The sequence below is a fragment of the Microcystis sp. M20BS1 genome (assembly GCF_020245305.1).
GTDB lineage: Bacteria > Cyanobacteriota > Cyanobacteriia > Cyanobacteriales > Microcystaceae > Microcystis > Microcystis ichthyoblabe_A.
On record NZ_JADBUZ010000003.1, the window covers coordinates 1 to 25,792 of the forward strand.

The 25,792-nt window shown below is 43.0% G+C and carries 18 protein-coding genes, 2 pseudogenes and 1 riboswitch; of the genes and pseudogenes, 12 read left to right on the forward strand and 8 right to left on the reverse strand.

Annotated elements, in window-relative coordinates; translation table 11 throughout:
• Positions 1 to 166: 166 nt before the first annotated feature.
• Entirely contained in the window at positions 167 to 787 is a 621-nt protein-coding gene (locus tag IM507_RS00070) for a GNAT family N-acetyltransferase (protein WP_069474897.1), read from the reverse strand.
• A gap of 308 nt (positions 788 to 1,095) precedes the next feature.
• Between IM507_RS00070 and IM507_RS00075 the strand changes: the two genes are divergently transcribed.
• Positions 1,096 to 2,337 (forward strand): AmpG family muropeptide MFS transporter, encoded by a 1,242-nt coding sequence (locus IM507_RS00075; RefSeq protein ID WP_287636273.1) that lies wholly within the window; start codon positions 1,096 to 1,098, stop codon positions 2,335 to 2,337.
• Between the two features lie 28 nt (positions 2,338 to 2,365).
• Here IM507_RS00075 and IM507_RS00080 read toward each other — a convergent pair whose 3' ends face one another.
• Positions 2,366 to 3,790 carry a PP2C family protein-serine/threonine phosphatase gene (locus IM507_RS00080; RefSeq protein WP_287636275.1) on the reverse strand — a complete coding sequence of 475 codons (1,425 nt, stop codon included), beginning with the start codon at positions 3,788 to 3,790 and terminating at the stop codon, positions 2,366 to 2,368.
• A gap of 206 nt (positions 3,791 to 3,996) precedes the next feature.
• Here IM507_RS00080 and IM507_RS00085 point away from each other — a divergent pair, with 206 nt between their 5' ends.
• Positions 3,997 to 4,647, forward strand: a complete 651-nt coding sequence (locus IM507_RS00085) for a nitroreductase family protein (RefSeq protein WP_002735609.1) — start codon at positions 3,997 to 3,999, stop codon at positions 4,645 to 4,647.
• 298 nt (positions 4,648 to 4,945) lie between these two features.
• Here the strand turns inward: IM507_RS00085 and IM507_RS00090 are convergent, their stop codons facing one another.
• A complete protein-coding gene (locus tag IM507_RS00090) occupies positions 4,946 to 7,861 on the reverse strand; it encodes a plasmid replication protein, CyRepA1 family (protein WP_287636276.1) in 2,916 nt (971 codons plus the stop codon).
• Positions 7,862 to 8,314: 453 nt separating this feature from the next.
• Here IM507_RS00090 and IM507_RS00095 point away from each other — a divergent pair, with 453 nt between their 5' ends.
• The 7 genes and pseudogenes from IM507_RS00095 to thiC all read left to right on the forward strand — a co-directional run bounded on the left by IM507_RS00095 (position 8,315) and on the right by thiC (position 15,383).
• Entirely contained in the window at positions 8,315 to 10,627 is a 2,313-nt protein-coding gene (locus IM507_RS00095) for a ribonucleoside-diphosphate reductase subunit alpha (protein WP_069474892.1), read from the forward strand.
• Between the two features lie 81 nt (positions 10,628 to 10,708).
• A complete protein-coding gene (locus tag IM507_RS00100) occupies positions 10,709 to 11,185 on the forward strand; it encodes a DUF29 domain-containing protein (RefSeq protein WP_002777793.1) in 477 nt (158 codons plus the stop codon).
• A gap of 3 nt (positions 11,186 to 11,188) precedes the next feature.
• On the forward strand, positions 11,189 to 11,641 hold the full coding sequence (locus IM507_RS00105) for a DUF29 domain-containing protein (protein ID WP_002737195.1): 453 nt from the start codon (positions 11,189 to 11,191) through the stop codon (positions 11,639 to 11,641).
• An 11-nt stretch (positions 11,642 to 11,652) separates the two neighbouring features.
• Positions 11,653 to 11,754: pseudogene (locus IM507_RS00110) on the forward strand (DUF29 family protein); the annotation flags it as partial.
• A 128-nt stretch (positions 11,755 to 11,882) separates the two neighbouring features.
• Complete coding sequence (locus tag IM507_RS00115; protein WP_016515827.1) at positions 11,883 to 12,053, forward strand: hypothetical protein; 171 nt, start codon at positions 11,883 to 11,885, stop codon at positions 12,051 to 12,053.
• A 53-nt stretch (positions 12,054 to 12,106) separates the two neighbouring features.
• Positions 12,107 to 13,528 carry a type I glutamate--ammonia ligase gene (gene glnA / locus IM507_RS00120; protein ID WP_002737277.1) on the forward strand — a complete coding sequence of 474 codons (1,422 nt, stop codon included), beginning with the start codon at positions 12,107 to 12,109 and terminating at the stop codon, positions 13,526 to 13,528.
• Between the two features lie 367 nt (positions 13,529 to 13,895).
• Positions 13,896 to 13,992: riboswitch (TPP riboswitch) on the forward strand.
• 8 nt (positions 13,993 to 14,000) lie between these two features.
• Positions 14,001 to 15,383 carry a phosphomethylpyrimidine synthase gene (gene thiC, locus IM507_RS00125; RefSeq protein ID WP_002751876.1) on the forward strand — a complete coding sequence of 461 codons (1,383 nt, stop codon included), beginning with the start codon at positions 14,001 to 14,003 and terminating at the stop codon, positions 15,381 to 15,383.
• Positions 15,384 to 15,470: 87 nt separating this feature from the next.
• On the opposite strand, the gene IM507_RS00130 is transcribed toward thiC, so the two are convergent.
• Positions 15,471 to 16,010: a phycobiliprotein lyase gene (locus tag IM507_RS00130; RefSeq protein WP_002738011.1), complete on the reverse strand. Its 540-nt coding sequence runs from the start codon at positions 16,008 to 16,010 to the stop codon at positions 15,471 to 15,473.
• A gap of 730 nt (positions 16,011 to 16,740) precedes the next feature.
• Here IM507_RS00130 and IM507_RS00135 point away from each other — a divergent pair.
• Together IM507_RS00135 and IM507_RS00140 are read left to right on the forward strand one after the other, a co-directional pair.
• Complete coding sequence (locus IM507_RS00135) at positions 16,741 to 17,187, forward strand: DUF29 domain-containing protein (RefSeq protein ID WP_149107491.1); 447 nt, start codon at positions 16,741 to 16,743, stop codon at positions 17,185 to 17,187.
• 53 nt (positions 17,188 to 17,240) lie between these two features.
• Positions 17,241 to 18,308, forward strand: a complete 1,068-nt coding sequence (locus IM507_RS00140; protein WP_069474890.1) for a ribonucleotide-diphosphate reductase subunit beta — start codon at positions 17,241 to 17,243, stop codon at positions 18,306 to 18,308.
• Positions 18,309 to 18,702: 394 nt separating this feature from the next.
• Here the strand turns inward: IM507_RS00140 and IM507_RS00145 are convergent, their stop codons facing one another.
• Together IM507_RS00145 and IM507_RS00150 are read right to left on the reverse strand one after the other, a co-directional pair.
• Complete coding sequence (locus IM507_RS00145) at positions 18,703 to 19,623, reverse strand: NAD(+) kinase (RefSeq protein ID WP_002777783.1); 921 nt, start codon at positions 19,621 to 19,623, stop codon at positions 18,703 to 18,705.
• 691 nt (positions 19,624 to 20,314) lie between these two features.
• Positions 20,315 to 22,330, reverse strand: coding sequence for a ribonuclease catalytic domain-containing protein (locus IM507_RS00150; RefSeq protein ID WP_287636278.1), 2,016 nt, complete (start codon positions 22,328 to 22,330; stop codon positions 20,315 to 20,317).
• A 291-nt stretch (positions 22,331 to 22,621) separates the two neighbouring features.
• Between IM507_RS00150 and IM507_RS00155 the strand changes: the two are divergent.
• A pseudogene (locus tag IM507_RS00155) lies at positions 22,622 to 22,897 on the forward strand (ISL3 family transposase); the annotation flags it as partial.
• 134 nt (positions 22,898 to 23,031) lie between these two features.
• Here the strand turns inward: IM507_RS00155 and IM507_RS00160 are convergent.
• Both IM507_RS00160 and IM507_RS00165 read right to left on the reverse strand, forming a co-directional pair.
• Positions 23,032 to 23,442 carry a hypothetical protein gene (locus IM507_RS00160; RefSeq protein WP_262382225.1) on the reverse strand — a complete coding sequence of 137 codons (411 nt, stop codon included), beginning with the start codon at positions 23,440 to 23,442 and terminating at the stop codon, positions 23,032 to 23,034.
• Positions 23,443 to 23,617: 175 nt separating this feature from the next.
• Positions 23,618 to 25,564, reverse strand: a complete 1,947-nt coding sequence (locus IM507_RS00165) for a S8 family serine peptidase (protein WP_123230231.1) — start codon at positions 25,562 to 25,564, stop codon at positions 23,618 to 23,620.
• Between the last annotated feature and the right edge of the window lie 228 nt (positions 25,565 to 25,792).

Below are 25,792 nucleotides of genomic sequence, written 5' to 3' on the forward strand. Positions count from 1 at the left end.
GGGTGTGGGGTGTGGGGTGTGGGGTGTGGGGTGTGGGGTGTGGGGTGTGGGGTGTGGGGAAATGGGGAGAATAAATAAAAATAATCTCCTGACTCCTGACTCCTGATTACTGTCTCCTGAATCCTGACTCCTGATTACCGTCTCCTGACTCCTGAATCCTGACTCCTCAATGGCTGATTTTTTTGTGCAGAAATAACTTTTGTGGTCGATTAAATAACCAATTGCTCAACCAACCGTCGGTTTTTTGCAGACGATAACCGCTACTTAAGTAGAGTGACTGGGCTGCTAGATTATTATCGAGAACATGGAGGGAAAGTTCCTCAAAACCCCATTCTCTAGCGATCTGTTCACACTTGAGCAGCAATCTCCGGGCCAGACCGGCACGCCGGTGATCGGGACTAACGGCTAAATTAGAGATATAAGGAATGGGAACAGCTAAAAAAGCACTGGATTTTAAGGCAATTTCCGCCGTAGCGACAATAATTTCCTCAGGACCCGTGGCGGTGACACTGGTTTGACTGACTACCAGACAGTGATAGTAAGGGGTATCACCGCGTAATCGTCCCCGTAAGTCCTCGTAAATGCCTAATTTAAAGATAGGACGCAGAAAAGACCAATAATTGGCCGTGGGGAAAAAACTATCGGCGATAATCTCCGCCAAGCTTTTGAGATCTTGGCTTTGGGCCAAACGCACCTCGACGGTAATGGCGGCAGTGTCACCGGTCGCTTCCGAGTCGGAGGGATGAGACAATAGGTATGAGATAAAACAGGAGTCCACTTTAATCACAGGAGTCGGGAGGGAAGATGGGGGTGGCGGTCCTTATCTAGGAAGGGTAAATAGGGATGGGAGCTAGTTGGGGGAATCAAGCATCTATCTTAAGGAGAAGACCGCAATTTTTCAAGACTACTGAATCAAAATCTCATCTATTCTACTGCCTATAGCCACGGCTGGGGGAAAGACCGCTATTTTTCGGGAATTTTTTTTGATCGCCGGGCCATGGTTAAGAGGGGGATGATGCCGGTCAGAACTAATTTCTTTCTTTTTGGGTCAATTAACTATATTCTTTAATCTAATCTATCCTCCTACCCCCCTCTATGATCAAGGAAATTTCCGCTTATTTGCAAGTGTTCCGCAGTCAAAAAATGGCGGCTTTGTTATTCTTAGGTTTTGCTTCTGGATTACCCTTATTGCTCACCAGTCGCACCCTGCAAGCTTGGATGACCACCGAAGGAGTTGATCTGAAATCGATCGGTTTATTTAGTTTAGTCGCTCTCCCCTACTCTCTTAAATTTCTTTGGTCTCCCTTACTCGATCGCTATGTTCCTCCTTTTCTTGGTCGTCGTCGCGGTTGGATTTTAATCGCTCAAATTTGTCTAACTTTAGCGATTGCAGCCATGGCTTTTCAACAACCAAAACAATCTTTGGAATTATTGGCAATTAATGCTCTACTGATCGCCTTTTTTAGTGCCACTCAAGATATTGCCTACGATGCCTATCGCACAGATATTTTAGAAAAATGGGAGATGGGTGCCGGGGTAGCGATCGGGGTTTTAGGTTATCGTTTGGCTTTAATTCTAACTGGTTCGATAGCTTTAATTTTAGCCGATCACTTTCCCTGGCCTCTCGTCTATCTTTTCCTAGCTGGATTGATGGCTTTAACGATTATTTGGTCTTTTTTTGCCCCAGCTACTCCCCCTAGAGATGATACTCCCCAAACTCTTTTAGAGGCGGTTTGGTTGCCTTTTTGGGAGTTTTTTCAACGCTATCAATTAGGTCAAGGAATCGGCATTCTCGCCTTTATTGTTCTCTATCGTTTAGGGGATGCTTTAGTTAATAATATGGTGACTCCTTTTCTCTTAAAAACTGGTTTCAGTCAAACCGCTATCGGGGCGATCCAAGGCGGTATGGGCATGATAGCAACTATGGTGGGAGTTTTATTAGGTGGTTCCCTGTTAAGTCGTTGGGGAATTAATCGATCGCTCTGGATTTTTGGCGGCTTGCAAGCTATTAGTAATTTAGCCTATTTTATTTTAGCAAATTTAGGGCAAAATTATCCTTTTATGGTCTTAGCTATTAATATTGAAAACTTCTGCAGCGGTCTAGGTACTGCCGCTTTTGTGGCTTTTTTAATGAGTCTTTGTAATGCTCGTTTTACTGCTACTCAGTACGCCCTCTTATCGAGTTTAATGGCTTTTAGTCGCGATATTTTAGTCGCTCCCGCCGGAGTTTTAGCAGCGGCGATCGGTTGGCAGTGGTTCTTTTTAATCACGGTAATTGCCGCTTTACCCGGGTTAGCGTTATTGCCTTTATTCGCTCCATGGCAAGAGCCGAATTAGGCTAATTTACGAGCTAGGAAGTGATGATTTATTCTTCCGATTTCACTCGCATAACTACTAAAGTCATATCGTCACTACTGTCATTTCCTAACCCGGTAAAAGCGTCCACTTTTCCAAATAAATATTTTAGAATCTGTTCAGGATCGTTGTACTGTTGACAGGCTTCTTTAACTGCCGATAGCCAATTTTTCTGATCAAATCTTTCCCCTTTCGAGTTGACTGCATCGGTAAAGCCATCGGTATAATAGATCAGCGTATCTCCCGCTTCTAATTGCACTTGGGCATCATCATAGATAGAATCGGCCTCTAAACCAACTAATGTCCCTTCCGTGTCAAGAGACTCTAACTCTGCCGTTTTAGCCCGCCACCAGAGGGTGGGATAATGGGCAGCATTACTGTAGCCAAGACGCTGCGTCAGGGGATCATACTCGGAATAAAATAATGTCACGAAACGATGAGAATTATCGAGATCGGCATACATAACCCGATTGAGATGACGCAAAATCTGGGCCGGGGAGTGACGATTTAACACTTCCGCTCGCAACATTCCCCGGGTCATGGTCATCAATAATCCTGCTGGGACACCTTTTCCCATGACATCACCGATGACTATACTCCAAGGAGCGGTACTGGCTTCCATTTCCGCCTCCCTTGCCGGTTTAAATTGATCGTAGTTGCAGGGGATAAAATCATAATAGTCGCCACCAACGCGATTAGCCGTTTTGCAGTGGGCTGCCAATTCTACCCCCTGAATTTTCGGACATTGCCGGGGTAAAAGACGATTTTGGATTTCGGAAGCGATTTCTAACTCTCGATCCTGACGTTCCTTGGCCCGTAATTCGATCGTTAATTCATTATTAGCTATAGCTACCGCCGTTTGATCGGCCACTAGCTGCAACAGTTTACGACGGGTGGGTGTCCAACCATAATCGGGATCGCGACTGAAAACGTATAAACGTCCCCGCTCACTATTTTTTACCAAAACTGGTGTACTATAAATCTGCGTACCCTGTCCGAGAGTTTGCCGGATTTGATGGTCGAGACTATCGAGAAGCGATCGACTATTTTTATTCTCAAGTGGCGTTTCTTGGTTTAATTGTCGGATAATTGCCTCTAATTGTCGGCGTAGTTCCCCATTAATTTGATTATCTTGGCAATGCAGTTGATCAAGCGCCACTTGACCGTTATTTTTACTCAAAATCAACGCCCCTCCCTCCGCGTCTGCCACTCGTGCGGCCATCAAGGGGGTAAGATCGAGGAATTGGTTTAAATTATTGAAACTCCGCAGGGCAAAACCGAGGGAACTTAAGAGATTTTGAACTTTGTTTTGTTCACGATATAAACTGGCGACCAACTCTTTTAAGGCTAAAATTGGCTTAATATCGGCACTTTGATCGCCCATATTGACGGTGGCAGTGGTGAGAGTGTCCCTCGGTTCCGGCTCAGAAAGCATAAAATGATTTTTGTGGCGGTGACATGATTATAGCTAGATGGTCATTGGGTTATGACCTGTTTAAGTTTAACAGTATAGTCGATCTTTTCCTGACTGCCACAATTTAACCCTGATGTTTTACTATTTCTGTTTTTTCACACCTAAGACTGAGGCTGATAGCTTGACCTTATAATAATTAGAAGTATTTAACTTGATCCATTGACTTTATGACCTTGCCTCTCGATGTTCCCACGGCGATTAATCAACGTCGTTCTATTAAAAATTTTACCACCGATCCGATCGCCCCAGAACTGCTGAAAACCCTAGTAGAATTAACCGTTGCCGCACCTAGTAGTTTCAACATCCAAGATTGGCGAATTATTTTAGTACAAGATGAGGCACAAAAGGCCGCTTTAGCCGAGGCCGCTTGGGGACAAAAGCAAATTATCCAAGCACCAGTTACTTTTGTTTTCGCTGCCGATGCTGCCGCAGGAGGAGGAGAGCTAACTCCTATCTATGAACAGGCTCTCAGTACAGGTGCCTGGAGCGAAGGCACGGTAAAATATTTTAAACAGGCAATCCCGGGATTTCAAAAGGATTTGGGCGAAAAAACCCGGGAATACGCGATTAAAGATGCCATGATCGCCGCTACTCATCTGGTTTTGGCTGCCGAAAGTCTCGGTTTATCTAGTTGTTTTCTCAACGGTTGGATCGAGGACAAGGTAAAAGCTGTGATCGGTGCTGCCGATCATCCCGATCTGGCGATCGCTGTTGTCGTTCCCATCGGTTACGCGGCGGAACCTCGGCTTAATCCGGGGCGTTTACCTTTAGATTACAATGTTTTTGTGGATCGCTTGGGTAATCCCTATCAAATCTAAACTCTATTAACTGGATTTAATCTCGTTTCGATCGCTGTTTTGTCCGGTGGTTTGGGGGTGGGTGTCGGTGTCGGTTTGCAGGAGTTGGTGTTGCTGATTTGAGATAGGAAGCTTCTGGCAAACTAACTTTTAGATAGGATGGCACGGTTGGCATTCATAGCTTGATTCAGCAACGCCTTGTATTGTGGCAAAATTAACAATTTAATCTGCATCAAGCTGCGCTAATACAGCCGACATCGATCTTAATTTTTTCACAAGATATAAGGTTAATTATTTGTATAACAAGTCCCTAAGAACCTTATTCATACCAAAACTCGGAACTTCCCGCACATTTTTCGTCTCTAAATAACCATTGTTGAAACACTTGTTCTCTACCGTCATAAGGTGCAACAATCTGATAAACTTTTAGAGATTTTTTAGCAATTCTCTGGCTGCCCTTGTCAGTTAATTCATAACCTAACAAGTTTAAAAAATTACGAATAATCGTCAGAGGACGGGAAGTATTAGCGAGGTTAATCTTGGTGATAGTTTTAATCTCGTTACGGTTTTTAATGGCAATTTCCGCCATTTTTTGTAAATCGGCATCATGATTATTTAATTCTCTTTCAGGATTAGCTAATAATACGGGAATTCCCAACAATTCTAACGTCCCGATAATCACTCCTAATTGACTACTATTAAAATCGGGAATAAATAAACTTCCGTGACCTGATTCTATCAGTTTACGCGCAATTAAAGCATCTCGATCACACAAAAATTGTCGCCCAATTGTCAAAAAGTAATGTAAGCGTAGTTCTTGATACCATCCTTGATCATCTTTAATTACTAATTGTGGTGTGACGGGGATTCCATAGCGTTTGTATAGGTCATATTTCCTGATAATTCTCCTTTCTTTTACTGACTTAACTAACTGTTTTTTTAGCAGACGACACTCTGATTCCGTTATCTCGGATGCGCTGGCAATTGCCTCGCATTCAGAACGATAATTATGTTCCATAATTTCTTCAATTGCTTCCGTTAACTGATTAGTTATGTCTAGTTCTTCTTCCTGATTTCGTTCTTTAATTCTATGACCTTCTGCTTGTAAAATCCCTAGAATTGACTGACGATAATTAAGCATATAAGCATTGACTCTTACGGCCATTTTTGCCCAACAGAGGAGAGATTCCGCTTGAAAAGTTGTATCTAAATCCTCCAGAGATTCTAAATCTGATTGGTGTAGTAAGCGAATATTAACCTCGGTTAATCGGTGTCCAGAGGTGAGAAGTTTGGGGATAGAAGTGGATCCATTGCCCACCTGATTAAATCCGTACACTGCTGACCAAATATAACGAGGAATATTCTCTCTAATTCTTCCTAAAAATTGAGCGATAGAAGTGGGATTCTGAATTCCCTGTGCTAAACACCAAACCGAGGAAAAGTGTTGCTGAATATCAATACTAATTCCCGTTTCGATCGCGGGACTAGCTAGAACTATATCATAGTTAAGTAACAACTGATTTAAATTGCCAATCGCTTGATAGGCAGCGTGACTAGAATCTTGCAATGACTCTGAGTCTATCCGCAGAACTTTCTTATGAGGAAATTGCTTTTTTAGATAAGATTCTAGGGTAATTGTTCCCCATTTGCTGGTTAATTTTTGTGCTGATAGACAAACAAAGGGTTTTCCTCCGTCTTTAATATGTTTGACCAAATCATTAACTAGCCGTTGGGGAGTATTATCGGAGTAGTTATAAACTCGCCAAGCTTCTTGATAACTAGGTTTCCACTCGTTACTAATCAAGAAAGTTTCTAGTTTAATTGCAGCTAAAGAAGTTAAATAATCTAGGGAAATATCACTTAAATCAGCATCAGCGACTAGGACTTTACCCCCACTGCTGACCACAGTTTGCAGCAAGGACTTTAGGGATTTTAAAATTGCCACACGATTAGTTTTACAAGTATCCCCATTTAACCCATGCCATAGAACCTGTTCGATCTCATCGATAATAATGATAGCTCCTTGGCAATCTTCTGCTTTAAATTTAGCTTGTGATTGGGGATGGAGAGAGTCAATACATAAACCATAACCGTAAATTTGTGCCGCAGGATTATCTCTAATTTTGCTGATATAGTTTAAACCAAAGCGTTGACACAACTCCTCTACCAGTTTCACCCGATGACCAATAACTAAAACTTTTTGTTGATTGGCAATAGCTTGTTTAACTATCTTGGCTAAAAACTCAGTTTTTCCCGTACCTTTAGCCGATTTAATCGCTATTAACTGCGCTGATGTAGGAACAGAAATATCTGGCAAGTAACGGCTATTTAACTCTAGATGAGGTGGGAGAGTTAAACTATTTAAACTTGCTGCCTTCCAAATCTCCCAAGAGGTAGCTTTTTGATAGACTTGTTTAAAGTAATCTTCTCCTCGATTGATTAGTAAATCATCCACTCCTTTACCGTCAGCAGCATCCCAAGTAACCACCTTTACCTCACAGTTAGCCTGGGTGAATAGATAACCCATTCTCTGTAAAGCTAAATTAACCGCTTGCTGGGTTTTCGGTTTAGTTTCTTGGTCGAAAACTAGATAAATCTTTCGTCCAGAATTAGCTAATTTTTCTAGCTGCGGAATTAGATGAGATTTACCGATTCTCCTACCTAGTTCGTCCTTGGGAGTACGATAACCATTGTGAATCCCGGGTAAAGCAATTGTCACATAACCTGCTGTTAGTAATGCCCCCGCTTTTTTCGCTCCTTCCGTAAGACAAATAGGTATCTCTGGATGTTTGATTACCCAGGACCAAAAACCGAGATCCTCTTGCTTATTATCCACTTCTTCAGTTAAAATATTAATACTGATATGCTGGGCTACTTTTTGCCAAATTTTCAGGGGAACCCGCAAAGCAAAGACTCCCGTGGGGGTTTGGGGAGGATGTTCGTACTTAATCGGTTTAGCATTATCGAAGCTTAAACGGGGAAAATCGGGCTTAAAACAGCCCCAAGAGTCATAATTGCCCGTTAGTAAGTCAATTCCTGAACACCACCAACCGCCTTGACTGGTATGTTCATAACGCTTGAGAATACTATCCCTAACTCTGCCATCATTGCGTCGCGGTAATTCTTGGGAGTAGAGTAGGTATTCACTGGGAGATAGCCCCGCTAAACCGGTGACATTGAGAGCGATTAACTCCGCATCCACCCCGCTACCACGCCATTCTTCTAAATATTTCATCCTTGTCCTCTACTGGCTAGACGCTATATATAGCGTTTTGTCCTATTATTCTAGCGGTAAGCCACTAAATAGCGAAAAGAGAAATTTTACTCTCTCAGAGGTTCTCAGAGGAAATTTGACTTTTAATCCACTCTTGTCTTAAATTATCGAAAAGTTAAGAACAAATAAAATCTCATCATAACCTCCTCAGCAGTCAGTCTGTTTTGCAATCAAATAAAAAGCTTTTTGTCAAGCATACAAAAGAACCACTTTGAGAGAGAATCGAGAATTTTTTCCAGAAAATGTCATCCAAAACACGGTTTTTAGGGAACAAAATAATCCTGGTTATACCACATATAGAGTGATAAAATTATTTAACACGCTAGATGTTGTGTTTTCCCAGAAAATCTGATAGAATGCTCTAGTACAAATAGATTAATTTGTCAAGTTTTTTAACGCCGCAATTTCCCAATTATGCAATCGAAGCCCTTGACTACTGCCGTCTCCATTCACAAAAATAACGAAGTAATACCCTTTCGTTCTACCCCTTTAGCTAATATGGGCAGCCATGGAATTAGAGTGATTCGGCGCGATGGTTCCACCACCAGCTTAAATATCGGCAAAATTCGCGACGTGGTAGAGTGGGCTTGTGAAGGTAAAAAAGTCAATTCAATCGCCTTAGAAGCGGGTTTAACCACACGCCTGCGGGATGGGATTACCACTAGGGAAATACAGGATAATTTAATCAATTGCGCCCTAGAAATGTGTAGTCCCGAGGAACCGGATTGGCGCTATGTAGCGGGAAGATTGCATATTTGGAGTCTGTGGAAAGATACCTTAGTAGTCCGAGGTTATCAGTACGGAAATTACGAGAAAACCGTCAAAACTCAAGTTAAAAATCGGCTGTACGACGAAAGGATTCTCATCTATTCCGAAGCAGAATTAAAAGAAGCCGGTTCTTGGATTAATCCCGATTGGGATATCGATTATGATTACGCTGGGGCATTGTTAATCACTAGCCGTTATTTACTCAAAAATGAGTTACCCCAAGAGGCATTATTAACCTGTTCCTTACTGCTTGCCACTGTGGAAGAGCCGGCTAATAGACTCCCCTGGGCTAAGAAATTTTATCAAGCAATTGCTCAAAGAAAAATCTCTCTTGCTACCCCAATTTTAGCCAATTTACGCACACCCAAAGGTTCCCTAACCAGTTGTTTTATACTTTCCATTGATGACAGTTTAGAAAGCATTTTCAGCGAGATTACTAATGCTGCCCGCATCTCCAAAAATGGTGGCGGTGTCGGGGTGAATGTGAGTAGAATTCGCTCCACTGGTAGCTGGGTAATGGGGAAAGCTAATGCTTCTGGGGGGATTATTCCTTGGATTAAATTACTCAACGATACAGCTATTGCAGTAAATCAGGGGGGAAGACGCGCCGGGGCAGTAACTATCGGTGTTGACATCTGGCATTTAGATGTGCCAGAATTTCTGGAAATGCAGACAGAAAACGGTGATCAAAGACGCAAAGCTTATGATGTTTTTCCCCAATTAGTTATCACCGATGAATTTATGCGTCGGGTGATAACTAAAGCCGAGTGGACATTAGTAGATCCCTACGAAGTTCGCACAAAATTAGGTATAGAATTAGCGGAACTATGGGGGGAAGAATTTGAAGAGGCTTATCGTTTAGTAGAGGCTAATTTAGATAAAGAGGTTCTCCTCTATAAAAAAATCAATGCCCGGGACTTATTTAAAAGTATCATGCGTTCCCAAGTAGAAACAGGAATGCCCTACATTGCCTTCAAAGATACCATCAATCGCGCTAATCCTAATAAACACGATGGCTATATCCCCGGTGTAAATTTATGCACGGAGAGTTTCTCGAATGTCACCCCGGATAAAACTGCCCATTGCTGTAATTTAGTTAGCCTTAATTTAGCCAACATCGACAAGGAAGAAATCGAGTCTAATTGTCAAATCGCTGTCAGAATTCTCGACAATACTATCGATATCACTAACCCTCCCTTTGATAATGCTAAAAACCACAACGATAAATATCGCACTATTGGGGTAGGGGCGATGGGATTGGCTGACTGGTTAGCTAAACGGAAATTATCCTACAATAACCTGTCAGAAATTAGTAATTTATTTGAAGAAATTGGCTATTGGTGTACCTATTCCTCGATGGAATTAGCCAAAGAACGCGGCGCTTATCAAGCTTTCTTGGGTAGCGAATGGAGCCAAGGTAAATTAATCGGTGCTAAACCAGTGGAATGGTTTTTAAATAACGCAGTGCAACCGCAAAGATGGCAACAATTAGCAACAGATATTCAACGATTTGGCATCCGTAATTCCCATATTACCGCCATTGCTCCTAATACTTCCTCCAGTTTGGTACAGGGATGTACCGCTAGTGTTTTGCCGGTTTATAGTCGCTTTTTCTACGATAAATGGGCAAAGGGAACCGTTCCCATCGCACCACCTTTTATTGAAGAAGCTTTCTGGTTTTATCCAGAGAATAAAAATCTCGAACAGCAGCAGGTGGTAAAAGCGATCGCTACTATGCAAGAATGGATCGATACGGGGATTTCTATGGAGTTATTATTCAACCTCAATGAAGGGGTTTACTTTCCCGCAGAACCTAACCGTTGTCTCACTGCTAAAGATATCTTTGATACTCTAATCATGGCGTGGGAATTGGGGTGTAAAGCGATTTATTATGTCCGTACCGTACAAAAGGACAATTTTCGAGAGTCTGACGATAGTTGTTCTAGTTGCGCTAATTAAAGTTAACTTGGGTGGGCAATGCCCACCTTAATTTTTTTATATAATTTAAAGGTGAGTTTTATTGATCACCTAATCACAGCTATGGATAAGACTTTATACGAACAGGATTACTATCTCTGGTTAGAGAAAACCATATCTTTACTAGAAAATCGCCAGTTTTCTGAGTTGGATTTAGAAAATTTAATTGAAGAAATAAAAGATATGTCCAGAAGAGAACGTCAGAAGTTAGAGAGTTTACTAACTAAACTCTTGGAACATTTACTTAAATTAACTTATTGGCAATCTAAGCGCGATTACAATAAAAACAAGTGGCGACGAGAGATTTTAAATTTTCGCATTCAAATAAAAAGAATTATTAGCAACAAAAAGGATGGAAACTATAATACAAACTTAGTATCTTATCTCACCGAGATTCTCGATCAATGTTATGAGGATGCTTGCCATCTATTTGTCGAAGGTTCTGGCATCGATAAAAGACTTTTAAGTGCTACACCTATTGGATCAATCAACCAAATTTTAGATGAAAATTGGTTTCCTGAGTTTCTCGGAGAGGATTAAGCAATGAAGAGTGATTTATACGAACAGGATTACTATCTCTGGATAGAGAAAACCATATCTTTACTAGAAAATCGCCAGTTTTCTGATTTGGATTTAGATAATCTCATCGAGGAGATTAGCGACATGGGCAAAAGTCAACGACAAAGCTTAAAGAGTTATTTAACTCGCTTATTAGAACATTTGCTAAAACTGGTTTACTGGCAGTCGGAATTAGAATATAATCAAAGAGGATGGAAAAATGAAATTAGGAATTTTCGTCGTGCCATAAAAAGAATTATTGCCGATAGTCCTAGTTTACAGCCTTATCTGATTGAAATTTTTAACAACTCTTTTCAAGAAGCTCGTATTTCTTTTATCGAATTATCGGGAATGGCTGAAAATTTGGTCAGGTTAGCTCCAATTTGTACTATAGAACAGGCGTTAAATGAGGATTGGTTTCCTGAAATATCAAAATAATGGGAATAATTATGGAAACGAACTTATACGAACATGATTACTATCTCTGGATAGAGAAAACCATATCTTTACTAGAAAATCACCAGTTTTCTGAGGAGGTTCAAAGACTGATCGGGTTCCAATTATTTTTATTAATAAATACTTTACACACTTCCTACCAGGTAAGCAAGAGGGCTACGCCACTACTACCAAATCATTACCCTGGAAGCTTTTCAGTGAGCAGAAAATCTCCAGACGGCCAATGTTTGCACAAACGAACCTCCTTGAAGTGTGGCAAGAGGCAGTAGAAGCTGATAGGCAAATCGCCATTCCGGGCGATTACCGAACTCAACAAGAAAATTACAGATTTTTTCAAGCTAGGATCAAAGATTTTGTATCGAAAAATACAAAACTGGACAAAGTGACTGTTTAGGATGGGTTTTTTGAGAAGCTTAAGAACCGATCCATACGTCAAAGGAGTTTTCCATGCCCGAAACGCCACAAGAAGTCTTGAAAATGATTCAGGACAACAATATTAAGATTATTGACCTAAAATTTATTGATATGCCCGGTATCTGGCAACACTGCTCGTTCTACTACGACCAAATCGATGAAAGCTCTTTCAGCGATGGTGTTGCCTTCGATGGTTCCAGTATTCGCGGTTGGAAAGCAATTAACGAATCCGACATGGCCATGGTTCCCGATCCTACCACCGCTTGGATCGATCCCTTCTACAAGGAACCGACCCTAAGCATGATCTGTAGCATCAAAGAACCGAGAACCGGTGAATGGTATAGCCGCGATCCTCGCTCTATTGCCCAGAAAGCGATCAATTATCTTAGCACTACCGGTTTAGGTGATACCGTATATTTTGGACCAGAAGCAGAATTTTTCCTCTTTGATAGCGCTCGTTTCGACCAAACCGCCAACTCCGGCTATTACTACATGGATAGTGTCGAAGGTCGTTGGAATAGCGGTAAAGACGAAAAAGACGGAAATCTTGCCTATAAACCCGCCTACAAACAGGGTTATTTCCCCGTTAGTCCCACCGATACCTCTCAAGACATTCGCACGGAAATGCTCTTAACCATGGCCGACTGCGGAGTTCCCATCGAAAAACATCACCACGAAGTCGCTACCGGTGGTCAAAACGAGTTAGGGATTAAATTCTCTACCCTAGTACGGGCCGCCGACTACTTGATGACCTACAAATACTGCATTAAGAACGTGGCTAAGAAATACGGTAAAACCGTCACCTTTATGCCTAAACCCATCTTTGGCGATAATGGTTCCGGGATGCACGTTCACCAGTCTATCTGGAAAGATGGTCAACCCCTGTTCGCCGGGGATAAATACGCCGGACTCAGCCAAATGGCACTGTACTACATCGGTGGTTTGCTTAAACACGCTCCCGCTCTCTTAGCTTTAACTAACCCCACCACCAACTCCTACAAGCGTCTCGTCCCCGGTTTTGAGGCCCCAGTAAACCTGGCCTACTCCCAAGGTAATCGCTCCGCTTCGATTCGGATTCCTTTATCGGGAAGCAACCCGAAAGCTAAACGTTTAGAATTCCGTTGTCCTGATGCGACTTCTAATCCCTACCTCGCTTTTGCAGCTATGCTCTGTGCTGGTATCGATGGGATTAAAAATCAAATTGAACCGGGAGAACCTCTCGATGTGGATATCTATGAACTCAGTCCCGAAGAATTGTCAAAAATACCCTCTACCCCCGGTTCTCTAGAAGCAGCACTAGAAAGTCTCGAAAAAGATCACGCTTTTTTGACCGATTCTGGTGTTTTTACCGAAGACTTTATCCACAACTGGATCACCTACAAACTCGATAACGAAGTTAACCCGATGCGCTTACGTCCCCACCCCTACGAGTTCTCTCTCTACTACGATGTCTAAGGTTTGATTGACTAATCATTAATCCTAGGGTAGGCTTTTTGCCTGCCCCTTTTTTTCGGAATCAGCAAGGGAGTGGGGAAGTGGGAAGTTTTTTGCCGTGAACAGTAAACAGTAAACAGTAATCAGTGAACTGAAAACTCGGCTCTTCTCGACTTTGTGTGATAATTTTTGCTTATGAAATCGTGAAATGTTTACTGGGAAAGACTTTTAGGACTATTTTGTTAAATAAACTATCAGTATAGACCTCGTTTCCACACAGAAACCAGAAGAGCCAAAACTCACATCTGATAACTGATAACTGATAACCGCCTAATCAAACAACAATCTTAAGCTTGATCTCCTCAGTGGTCAACAGTGATACAATTGCCGTCATAGCTAGGGGTGTCTGAGATAATCAGGCTGAGAAAGACCCTTAGAACCTGAGACTGGGTAATTCCAGCGTAGGGAAGCTGTTTACAGAGGAAATAAAATTATGAGACAAGAATGGGTTGCCCCCCGGCGCGGACAAGCAAATGTATCGCAAATGCACTACGCCCGTCAGGGGATAATTACCGAAGAGATGACGTATGTGGCAAAACGGGAAAATCTCTCTCCCGAATTGATTCGCAGCGAAATCGCCCGAGGAAGACTGATTATTCCCGCTAATATCAATCACCTCAACCTCGAACCCATGGCGATCGGTATTGCTTCTAAGTGTAAAGTTAATGCTAATATCGGGGCTTCCCCTAACTCCTCGAATATTAACGAAGAACTGGAAAAATTACACCTAGCGGTCAAATACGGCGCCGATACGGTAATGGATCTTTCCACCGGTGGCGGTAATTTGGACGAAATTCGCACCGCGATTATCAATGCTTCTCCTGTCCCCATCGGTACTGTACCCATCTATCAAGCGGTGGAAAGTGTTCACGGCAATATTGAAAAACTCACCCCCGAAGATTTCCTCCATATTATCGAAAAACACGCCGGGCAAGGGGTGGATTACATGACGATTCACGCGGGAATCCTCATCGAACACCTGCCCTTAGTCAAAACTCGTCTGACCGGGATTGTCTCCCGGGGGGGTGGTATTATTGCTAAGTGGATGTTACACCACCACAAGCAAAATCCTCTCTATACCCATTTCGACGAAATTATCGAGATTTTCAAGCGTTATGACGTTTCTTTTAGTCTCGGTGACTCCCTACGTCCCGGTTGTACCCACGATGCTTCCGATGCAGCCCAATTAGCGGAATTGAAAACCCTCGGCCAACTAACGCGTCGCGCTTGGGAACACGATGTACAGGTGATGGTGGAAGGACCGGGCCATGTTCCCATGGACCAAATTGAATTTAATGTGAAAAAACAAATGGAGGAGTGTAGCGAAGCACCTTTCTATGTTCTCGGTCCCCTTGTCACCGATATTGCCCCCGGATACGATCATATCACTTCGGCGATCGGGGCGGCTCTGGCGGGTTGGTACGGGACGGCGATGTTATGTTATGTCACCCCGAAAGAACATCTCGGTTTACCCAACGCTGAAGATGTGCGAAATGGCTTAATTGCCTACAAAATAGCAGCTCATGCGGCAGATATCGCCCGTCATCGTCCCGGAGCGCGGGATCGTGACGATGAACTCTCCATTGCTCGTTATAATTTCGATTGGAATCGTCAATTTCAGTTATCCTTGGATCCCGATCGCGCTAAGGAATACCACGATGAGACTTTACCCGCAGATATCTATAAGACTGCGGAGTTTTGTTCGATGTGTGGACCGAAATTCTGTCCCATGCAAACTAAAGTCGATGCCGATGCAATTACGGAATTAGAGAAGTTTCTCGCTAGTCAGAATCAAGACAATTTAACCCCGGTTTAAAGGGGAGTTATGGGAAGGGCTGATTTGATTTCAGCCCTATTCCTAGGATAGAAGTCAAAATTATGGGAATAGCCGCCATTTTTTTGACTAATTGACCCGTTTTTCTAGATATTGACCGATCATCAATTCTTGACCGGCGCGAGAGATAATAGTTTGTCGGGTGCGATATTGTTGACCGATGAGTTTAATTTCCTCTTCAAAGACAGAACCGGCGTATTCTGTTCTCAGACAGAGAGTAGAGGGGTTAGGAAAGGTATAAATGGCACTAACGGGTTTATCCGTCGCAAATCCCCGATCGCGATAGAGAATATTATCTAAAATACCGAATATAGTGGAACCGTTGGAGGGTTTTTTACTCTGGGGACGGAGATAATTACTTTGCCAAGTCACTTCCGTACCACCTAATAAAGTTGTATCTTCCAGATTATGTAAACGGGCCAGTTGAATTAATGGTTCGCTGCCTTGGGGTAAATATTTAATCTCGATGGCGCTGATAACTTCTTGGGGTTCCGTTTCTTGGGTGAGGGTGTAATAACGTCTCTGGGATTGCCAGCGTCCTTCTGTCTGCTTAAAAAAGGCTAAAGCCAAAGTTTCTAGCGATAATTGGGCGGTTTGAATTAATGTCATAGAAATAAAACCTTTCCTGTTTTTTGGTAGAGCAGATTTGTTATCCTTTGTCAAGAGTTTGCCAGAGAATTGTTACACATCTTAATACAATTATAACCCTGCATGGAAATTAAGTGGTAGGAGTGTTGAGGGAGATAATTGGGAAAAGCCGCACAGATACAGCATTTACAGGGAAAAAACGGGATAAGATTGCTAAAAACTGCGAACTTATCCTAGTTACTTCCATTCACTCTTATCTATCGATTAATTCTGTCAAATTGGCTACAGTCAGGCCGAGGTTCTTCCCCCAACCCCTTTTTTACTTTTTAAGTATCTCAGCAAATTTAATGGCTCTTCTAGGTTCTGTGTGATAAGTTTAACTTACATAGGATTGATCGATCTTTGTGTCTTTTGTGTCTGGAGTGGTTCGTTCCACCCCCTCGCTAGGAGGAATGTATCTTAGAATACATTTTACCCACCAAACCTGGAAGAGCCGATATTCCTGAACCGAGAGTGTCCCCAACCCAAAAACATTTATTAACCGATATTTTAGTCATTGCTATTTTAGCAGTTATACGATAAATTTCCCTCTTGACTAAGTTGGTAGAGCAAGTTTCTTTGTTCTATGTTAAGATGTTGGGGGCTTCGTTTTTGGGTCTGATTTGTTTTTGTTAATGATCAGACAGTACCTGATGAGCATTTCTTTGTCAACTCTTGAGGTTGATGCGTTTCATTTTTGAATTGGCGAATTATGGAAAAGAACTTATACGAAAAAGACTACTATCTCTGGATAGATAAAACCATATTTTTGCTAGAAAATCATCAATTTTCTGAATTAGATTTAGAGAATTTAATTGAAGAAATAAAATCTATATCTATCAGTCAACAGAAAGCATTAAAAAGCAATCTGAGCGTGATTTTATGGCATTTACTAAAATACTTACAAGAGCCAGAAAAACAAACCAGAAGCTGGGCATTAAACCTTTTTGAGCATCGCGAAAGAATCGAAGAAGATTTAGAAAATAGCCCTAGTCTTAAGAGTTTTTTAACAGAAGAAAATTTCAAAAAATGCTATAATAAGGCTAGAAAAAAAGCCGCTATTGAAACAGGGATAAACCTAGAGAAATTCCCGAACGATTGCCCATTTACTTTGGCAGAAGCCCTAGATTTTGAATTTATCCCTAATCAAACCATTTGACTTTTTACCGAAAACCCATTATAACCTAAAAGTGCCTTAATGTCCAAGTAGTCATGTCCTTACATTTAGTTAATTCTTGCCATTCGATGCCCATTTCCCCGATCTTCAATCCGTCGGGAGATGATGCGATCGAAAACCGTTCGATCTGGTTTGGTAACACCACCAACCTGATGCAGTTAAACGATGTCCGCTACACCTGGTCGGTGGGTTTATATCAACAAATGCGGGAAAATTTCTGGATCCCGCAACGCTTAGATATCACTCAAGACGTGACTGAATACGGGCATCTTACCGACGAAGAAAGATATGCTTATGATGGTATTTTGTCCTATCTAACTTTTCTTGATTCCGTGCAAACCTGTAATATTCCCCACCTAAAAGGTAGCGTCACTGCGCCAGAAATTAGTCTTTGTATGGCGGAACAAATTTCTCAAGAGGCCATGCACAATCAAAGTTATCAATACTTAATTGAAACGATTATTCCCTCGGATCGCAGAGGCGAAGTTTATGACTTTTGGCGCACCGATAAAGTTCTCAAGGATCGCTGTGAATTTATTGCTAGTCTCTACCAGCAATACATCGATAAACAAACTACTGAAAGCTATTTTATCGCTCTTCTTGCCGACTATTTACTGGAGAGTTTGTATTTTTATAACGGCTTTATCTTTTTCTATAATCTCGCTTCTCGACAGCTAATGTCCGGTAGTGCTGACGTTTTCAAAATGATCAACCGGGACGAATTAAGTCACGTCCGTTTGTATCAAAAACTTATTCCCGAAGCCATGGCAATTTTTCCCCATTCCGTTGAACAGATTTATGAGATGTTCGATAGTGCCGTTAAACACGAATGTCGCTGGACAAATCACATCGTTGGCAACAACATTTTAGGTATTACCGAATACAGTACCGAACAGTACACTAAATACCTCGCTAATATTCGGCTAAAAGCGATCGGACTTGAGCCTTTATACAGGGAAGAAAAGTATAACAAAAGTCCCTATAATCATCTGGAACGCTTTTCCGATACCAAAAAAGAAGGCCACACCAAAGCTAACTTTTTTGAAGCAACTGTTACCAGTTATGTTATGTCTTCTGGCTTAACTGGATGGGATGAAATTTAAAATTTAAGGGATAATAATAACCCAATTTCTTACCATAAAGTGGCAACTTTGTCAAATATTTTGACAACTTTTGACCCTCTCTTGCAGAAATACCGACAATCAGCAAATGCGCTTCTGGGTTTGGGGGGTTCTACCCCCAAAAGCCTAGATTTACTGATAAAATCGGAAGTAATGACCAATTTTAGAAGATATACTTAGGGCTTGCTCAATAAATCTAAAAACCTTGTTGGATAAGGTTTTTAGACTTTTTTTCCCTCAAAAAGTGTCGACCTTTGGAGTGATTGGGGGGAAAATTCAGGGACTTTTTCCCTGAAAATTAGGTAATTGACCCCCTCAAAATCGGTAAAACCCTACACCCTACACCCTGTCCCCACGAAAAACTTTGCCGCAAACCCTAATTATGACGATTGCCATCATAATGAATTCTCGCCCCGGCCCATTGCAGTTTTTCCTGTAGAGTCTGATAAAAAGAATAACTTTCCCGCAGGATAATAAATTGGGCGAATTTTTCGGCTTTAGTAACTCCCACCCATTGCCCGGGCCAAATGGAAGTGGCTAAAGCACCATCCATCCAGAGTTTAGTATTTAACTCGTAGTCTCCTAGAGGCCAAATACTGACCAGAGATGCTGGGGGAATGACAATCGGCCGACTGGAGAGACTCAAGGGACAAATCGGGGTGACAGCGATCGCTTCCATGCCGGGGTGTATAATCGGACCATTAGCGGAAGCGGTGTAACAGGTGGATCCCGTGGGAGTAGCCACTAATAGTCCGTCGCCTTGGTACTGATCTACTATTTCCCCGTCCACTTCGATTTCGAGGATTGAGGTGGGCATCCTATCGATACTAGCGGGTTTCACACACATCTCATTCAGGGCATAAAATGCCTCGCTCACTGGCTGCGGATTTCTTTTATCCCCTTCATAGATTCTGGCCGTTAACATCATCCGTTGTTGTACCGCATAGTGATCGGATTGTAAACGCTCCCAGACCGTCTCCGTATCCTGGAAAATCTCAAAGGGTTCCGTTAAAAATCCCAGATGGCCGCCGACATTCACCGCTAAAATCGGAATGTCTTCGTGAGCTAAATAGCGAGCGGCAGCTAAAATGGTTCCATCTCCCCCCAAAACGATGGCAAGGTCGATTTTTTCCGATGCTGAGGCTAAAAATACTGGATAGGGATTATCTTTAAAGCCACTGGGTCCCATTAAAACTTTACACTGACGGGCTTCTAACTGTTTAGCGCATTTTTCCGCCCATGCTTTACTTTGGGGATGGTTGGCCTTATGAGCGATGATGACTTGTTTTAACTGCACAGAGTTGAGACCTTTTTCGGAGGTTCTATACTTTTAACAATAGCAAGACCGGGCAGATCGGGTGAAAAGTGAGTAGGGTTTTCTGAAAAAGTTTGTTAGTGGGGTCAGGAGTCAGGAGACAGCTATCAGGGATCGGATTTGAGTTTTCAGTTTACTGTTTACTGATCACAGCAAAAAGCTGACGGCTTATCGCTCTTCGGCTCTTCTAGGTTCTGTGTGATAAGTTTAACTTACATAGGATCGATCAATCTTTGTGTCCTCTGTGTCTTTGTGGTTCGTTCCACCCCCTCGCTAGGAGGAATGTATCTTAGAATACATTTTACCCACCAAATCCAAGAGAGCCAAATTTGAGTTTTTATTAGAAAAAAAGTTAGCGATCACTTGTCAAGCAAGGGTTTCAGAATCTGGATTCGGTCGGGGATTTCCGAAAGTTCCAGAAGAGCGATTATTCTCCCTTTTGCCTCTTGCATGAGTGCCTCTCCTGATATGTGGCCTATACTCAACGGATTTAGTATAATAAATTGTTCGGTATTTAAAGTCTGCCAAGAGGTTCTGCACCCGAAATAGACGGATCAGATGACGAACCTGCTAACTCAAGGAGAGGGTAGAGGGGAGTGGAGCATTTGGCTGAAATTTCCCTAAACCCCTAAACCCCTATCTCCCGACTCCTGAATTCTGTCTCCGCGAGAGATTAACTTGCTTGGGAGGAGACAAAACCCGATAACTCGCGAAAACGGATCTCATCGCGGTGGGGATCAGAGCGACTAACTTGTACTTGAAAGCGATCGCCTAAAGATACCGATCGCTCAAAACGATGGGGTAATTCTAACCCCAATTCCTCCAATAAAATCAAGCCTAAATTTTCCTCTTCCCGCAGCCAGCGCAATACCAAAGCTTGCCAGACTTGATCTCCCTGTCGTCGCAAAAATTCCAAACTCCAATAACGATTAGTTTGTCGTTCCACCGAGGTGGCTTCCAGGGCCGAACTAGCGACACTATAGAGAATTTCCTGCATTCTATCCCGGGTAAAAGGCAGTTTATCGCCCCGGAGATGGGCTTTTAGTTGAAAATGGGTCAAAAGGTCAGTATAACGGCGAATTGGCGAAGTTACTTGGGAATAGGTATTCAATCCCAGACTAGCATGACGGTTAGGAATCGTCGTCATCTCACTGCGCGGCATACAGCGACGCAAGGCACAGGAACGCACTGGGCCCGCAGGTAGTAAAATTAACTCCTCATCGGGGGGTAATTCCGGTTGTGGTTGTCCGCGGAAAGGCACGGGGATCTCGTGTTCCTGACAGTAGCGACCGGCGATTTCTCCGGCTAAAATCATCATTTCCGCCACTAATTGCCGAGATGGGGAAACTTCCTGCAATTCTATGATAATTTCGTCGTTAGCCTTCACCTTAATAGATGATTCTGGCATTTGGATGTTAATCGATCCCTGAGATTTGCGCCATGCGTGGCGTTGTTTGGCCCAACGGTTGAGAATCTTCACTTCCGGTTCATGCTGCAGATCCAGATGTAACATTTCGTCCACATCTTCGTAGGTGAGGCGATAGGTGGGTTTAATTGTACTGGGATGGATACGATAATCGGCGATCGCCCCCGTTTCATCGAGGATTACCCCAAAACTCAATGCGGGACAAAGTTTACCCTGTACCAAACTCATTGGACCGGCGGCCAACTCTAGGGGAAACATGGGAACCATTCCCGTGGGAAGATAGAGACTGGTACTGCGACGACGCGCTTCTAGGTCTAATTCATCATCGGGAAGCACTAAACGGCTAGGATCGGCAATATGAATCCAGAGACGATGACCACCATCCGCGAGCATTTCCACCGATAATCCGTCATCGATTTCCTCGGTACTTTCATCGTCGATGGTATAAATTTTTTGGTGGGTTAAATCGAGACGATTGTTGACATCCGCATCCGCAGGGGGATTGAGTAAATTAAGACGCGTCACATCAAGTACCTTTTTCGAGAATTGAACAGGGTAGGAACTGCGTCGCAGGAAAAGGTTTTCGTGACTACTCCACCATTTCAAATCGACTAACAATTCAAAAGCAGCCTCGGGGGTTTGGGAACGGCCTAGCAGCGAGAGTATGTCCGTGGCTGCCGGATATTTTTGTTCGGGTTGGAGGATAAATTTTTCTAGAGACTCCAGACGAATTCGATCGCTTTCTGACCATTCTACCGTTTCACCGGCCAGGGTCTGTTGGAGACGTTGGAGAAATTGGCCTTTTTCCCGTTGACGCTGTTGTTCTACCTCTAGCTGGTGTTTGATTTCCTCTACCTGATTTTCCGAGCGGGCCTCGTAACCATCCCCTTTATTTTTAAAATAAACTTTATCATCACTCAAGAGACAATGGGCTGCATAGCAAGACTGGGGACTGCGATCGGAAAAGAGAATCTCGGCCATGGTTTCGGGAGTGACTAACTGATTTTCCCCGGCTAATAATTCCCAGGCCACTTCTAAACCACTGGGATCTAGATAGGGTTGGACTTCCCGCAGAAAATTGCCAATCTCCTTATAGTTGGACGGACTTGCTTTGATAATGTAATCGAAGCGTTGGGGACGCAGTTTATGCGGGTTTCCCCCTTGATCGATGACGATCCAATCTTTTTTCCCTTCTGGGCGATCGATCACCCCTAAGCGCCTTTCTCCTTGCACTCGAAATTCTACCAGCGTTCCCTTTTCCACTGTTTTCCTTTACTGCCTATCTATTTTGTCTATTTTCTATCATCCTCGATCGATTACTCGATCGGCAAGAGCAATCATCAATCCCCACCCACTAGATAGGGTTTGTGGCAAAAAGTTTTTCGTGGGGGTAGAGTGTGGGGTTTTACCCATTTTGAGGGGGTCAATTACCTAATTTTCAGGGAAAAAGTCCTGGAATTTTCCCCCTGATCACTCCCATGTCCACCACTTTTGGATTTCAAAAAAGTCTAAAAGTCTTATCAAACAAGGTTTTTAGATTTATTCAGCAAACCCCATTTAGTCAAAGATTCGCCGCTCTCAGGACAACCAGTGTACCCACAAGTTAATCGTCGTCAATTTAAGTGCGATAATTGTCGGAAACCCTTGAGCGAAGAGTTAGATTTTGTCGCCAGTAAACGAACTTATACGAAAAGACTAGCCGAGAATATACTCGAACAATTAAAAGAAGGTGATATTTTAAATGTTAGCCGAAGAAATGACGTAACGGAAGAAGAGATTCCAAGAATGCTAGAGAACATCGCCGAAGAAATTACAGAGCCAGACCTATCGTAATTAAAAAGACTAGGAATTCGCCAATTCAAATACTGGCGAAATGCAGACGTAATCAAGCAAGATAGTAAATTATTTTCTTCTATCTCACTCTCAAGAAATGTTATTTCTTGAGCGTTTTGGGACAATAATTGCTAAAAATAAGCTTTTTCCGTGTTAATTAACTGAATATTGACAATTTGACCGTTAGTCACTTGTACGGTTCCATAGCTGCCGTCCCCTAAAAAATTATTGAGGTACAAATTGTCATCATATTGAGCGAGGAGAGTATATTCCCCTGAGGGCAATTCCACCAAAAAATTACCTTGAGAATCACTACTTATTTGCTTGATTAGGTGAGGATGTTTTTGGGCTTGGGCTACTGGCCAGTTGGTTCCTTGAGCGGGAATTCTACCTGAAAAAATCCAAACAGTTGTTTTAATAGGTTCAGGTTTTGTTCTTAAGGATGTTGTGTCTATAGTGGGCATTTGGTCGCCGCTAAGACGAAGAATAGTGCCAGAAATACCCTGTTTTGATTGAGAGAAATTCGGGTCAGTAAAGCTCATCATTGTAACTAGAATAATGGTCAAACTTAGGAACCAGCGAAAGTTAGGATAAATCATAGTTTTGGCGATTTGGCTGTTATTTTGGCTGAAGAAAAGCCTCGTGCAGAATCCAACAGAGACTTTCTTCAGCATTGGTTAACTAGGAATGCTCTGGGTTGTGAGCATTAATAGCGTTTTAAGTAAGACGGACAGCACTGCTAGTGAGAATACTGCGGACTTGAGCATGGGTTAAGTTGGGATTAGCCCCGAGCATTAAAGCCACTACTCCTGCCACATGGGGAGCCGCCATCGAGGTTCCGCTGTAACTCGCGTATCCGTTGCCCGGTACAGTCGAATAAACATTCACCCCCGGAGCCATAACGTGCTGCATACTGCTGTTAGTTCCGGCACGATTGGAGAAACTAGCAATTGTCCGGTTGCTATTGACGGCACCGACGGAAAGACCGTATTGGGTAGCGTAGTATGCAGGTGTTCCGGGAGAAGACAAGCTAGAGTTGCCAGCTGCACTAACCGTAATCACATTGCGACTAGCGGCATAGGCAAGGGCATCGCGTAAAGCAGTTGAATCAGACCATCCCAAACTCATATTAATGACGCGAGCGCCATTATCCACTGCATAGCGGATGGCTTGAGCAAGGTTGCCCCCATTAGTAAACCGACCTTGTGAATCTACATCTCCCATACGAATCGCCATAATTCGGGAATTATAGGCAACGCCCGTCATACCAATGCCGTTATTAGCGGCGGCAATTGTCCCAGCGACGTGAGTTCCGTGTCCTTGTCCAGAAGAACTGGTTCCGGGTAGAACGTTATTGTTATTTTGACCGACACCAAAGTTCCAGCCATAAACGTCATCGGTATAGCCATTTCCGTCGTCATCAATGCCATTACCGGCAATTTCCCCTGTATTGCGCCAAATATTATTGCTCAGGTCTTGGTGGGAAATGTCCACACCAGAATCAATTACAGCCACTGTAACACCTTGTCCTGTATAACCTCTTGCCCAAGCTTCAGGGGCGTTAACCATATCATTACCCCAGTTATTACCTCCCAAGTTAGGAACATCGGCAAAAGTGGGTTGACTAATTGCTTGAGCAACGGCAGCGGCAGCGTTAACTAAACCGTAACCATAGGTGGAGTTAAATCCAGTTCCACCACCGTCACTGGTAGCCGAAACAGCGAGATTATAGTTGGTATTAGCACTTTGATAGGGATAGACATGAATGTAGTAGGTACCTGCACTCAACTGACCGGTAATGCTCTCAGAAGCCGTACCACCGTTAGTAGAGGAGGCAATGACAGAACCGCCACTATTTAACAGTTGCACGTCCCCGTCGGCGGTCATTCCGGTGAGACTGAGATTAAAGTTACTAGAATTAGCGAGGGAAAAACTATAGTAATCGTTGGTGTCGGTGCTTCCTACCCAATCGGTGTAACTGGTGGTGCTGGAACCGACGGTAATCGCTCTGGCAGTGGCGAGGGTATTGCCGGCTAGGTCAATACTGGTAGCCGAAACAGCAAGATTATAGTTGGTATTAGCACTTTGATAGGGATAGACACGAATGTAGTAGGTGCCTGCACTCAACTGACGGGTAATACTCTCAGAAGCCGTACCACCGTTAGTAGAGGAGGCAATGAAAGAACCGCTACTATTTAACAGTCGCACGTCCGCATCGGCGGTCATTCCGGTGAGACTGAGATTAAAGTTACTAGAATTAGCGAGGGTGAAACGATAGTAATCGTTGGTATCGGTGCTTCCTACCCAATCGGTGTAACTGGTGGTGCTGGAACCGACGGTAATCGCTCTGGCAGTAGCGAGGGTATTGCCGGCTAGGTCAACAGAACTGGAAAGACCCACAAAACTACTTTGACCCGTTAAAAAATCACCGTCTTGAGGCCAAGAGGAAAGGGATTCGGATGATTGCCAGCGATTTTTCAGTTCTAGCTGGTATTCTTCCAGAGAATTGCTTAAAAAGTCAGAATCCAGTCCCTGGAGACTTTTGCGGACAAAAGGGGTAATCAAGTCGGAGCGTCCTAAACCTGATCCCACGCCAAGGGTTGGTAACTGGAAGATATCATCTAAAACATTGCTGTCTGATAGGTTGAAACTTTGGTCAAGCATCTTTTTTATCCTTGAGTAAAGACTCTTAAGTAGGGAGGCAAAATTATTGGTAGGATGGGTTGGCGGTAGCGTAACATGAGCAGGAGTTGGGTTTCATTCTTCAACCGTTCGGCAAAAGCTCACGGCCGAAGTCCAACCTACGTTCATCTTATACTTAATTCCACCCACCCACTTACTCTATTCCATCATTAGTTGTAACCGAAATTCCGCACATTTTTATATATTTTT